General features: G+C 35.3%; 2 protein-coding genes and 1 pseudogene. All 3 read left to right on the forward strand.

The window, feature by feature from the left end; genetic code table 11:
* Nucleotides 1–190: pseudogene (locus C6988_RS10750) on the forward strand (DNA-binding protein); the annotation flags it as partial.
* A gap of 9 nt (nucleotides 191–199) precedes the next feature.
* Nucleotides 200–1,099, forward strand: a complete 900-nt coding sequence (locus C6988_RS10755; RefSeq protein WP_182135444.1) for a transcription initiation factor IIB — start codon at nucleotides 200–202, stop codon at nucleotides 1,097–1,099.
* Nucleotides 1,100–1,200: 101 nt separating this feature from the next.
* The gene (locus tag C6988_RS10760; RefSeq protein ID WP_182135446.1) at nucleotides 1,201–1,506 is read left to right on the forward strand and encodes a GIY-YIG nuclease family protein; all 306 of its coding nucleotides are present in this window, start codon (nucleotides 1,201–1,203) and stop codon (nucleotides 1,504–1,506) included.
* The last annotated feature ends 36 nt before the right edge of the window (nucleotides 1,507–1,542 follow it).

Genomic DNA, 1,542 nt, shown 5'->3' on the forward strand with positions numbered 1-1,542 from the left:
CTCAATTACGATCAAAGCTAGAGGATTAAGTATTGGATTAGCAGTTGACGTAACCCAAGTAATCCTAAGAAAAACAACTGCCTTTAAAGTTGGAAATATTAAGATTAGCTCAGAATCTCTTGAATCTTCTGATGGAAAGAAACGAAATGTTTCTACTATTGAGATTCCAGTATCAAGGATTGGACAATAGGATTTTGACATGGTAAGAGAAAGCTCCAACAAACCCGCATGTGCCCGTTGTGGAAAAAAATCAATGCTCACAGATGGGGAAACTGGAGAAATGTTTTGTGGTAAATGTGGATTTGTAGTTACTGAAAAGATGGAAGATGGAGGACCTGAATGGCGTTCATTTTCAAAAGAAGGTGGAGAAGATCCAACAAGAACTGGTCCACCAACATCATTAACAATGCATGATAGAGGATTATCTACAAAAATTAGTCCCGTTAATCGTGATTCCACAGGAAAGCCACTTTCATCTTCAATGAAAAGTACTATTGAGAGACTTAGAACATGGGATAGCCGTAGTCAATCAAGTGAACCTATTGATAGAAATCTAAGACAAGCATTAAGTGATTTAAGTCGACTCAAAGACAAATTAACAATTTCTGCAAGTGTTGTAGAAAAATCAGCATATATCTATAGAAAAGCACTAGACAAGAGCCTAGTTAGAGGTCGTTCTATCTCTGCTTTACTTGCCGCATCTCTTTATGCCGCATGCAGAGAGACTGGAACTCCTAGAACAATAAAAGATGTAGCAGATGCTGCAAATCTCAAAAGAAAAGATATTGCAAGATGTTATAGATTACTTCACCATGAATTAGAACTAAAAATGCCAGTAACTGACTCTATACAATGTGTTGCAAGAATTGCAAGCAGCATAAACATCTCAGAGAAGACAAAACGTATTGCAGTTGAAGTTCTAAAGAAAGCACAACAAAATGAAGAATCTGCAGGAAAGGATCCTATGGGATTGGCTGCTGCTGCACTATATTTGGCATGTACAAAAAATGGTGAAGATAAAACTCAAAGAGATATCGCCGAAGCTGCAAACGTAACTGAGGTTACGATTAGAAATAGATACAAAGGACTCAAAGAATAATGGTAATCTGCAACAAATGTAATAATGAGCACCATGATCAATGTATGGGAAAAGCTGGAATGTTTGATTGCACTTGTGAATGCTTTAAAAAATGATGTAATATGGAAATTCTTCAAGAAAAAGTTCATCTATGGATTGACAGTGCACGATTTGTAAAGGCAAAACCTGGTGTATACATTTTGTATGATAAAAAATTAGAAGCAATTTACATTGGGCAAAGTGATAATCTCCAATCTAAGTTTTCTAAATATTTGGATACTGATTTTGAAGGAAATGAGTGCAAACAAAAAACTCACTCATACCAGAGAACATTTACTGATAACCCAAAAGAGCAACAACAAACTCTATTAGATGAATTCAAAAATCAACATGGTAAACTGCCTAATTGTAATTCTGAAACAATTTAGAGTCTAGTCTTCTTTATAGTGAACAAGAAGTGTTTT

This window comes from Nitrosopumilus sp. b1, assembly GCF_014078545.1.
In the GTDB taxonomy this organism is placed as follows: Archaea; Thermoproteota; Nitrososphaeria; order Nitrososphaerales; family Nitrosopumilaceae; genus PXYB01.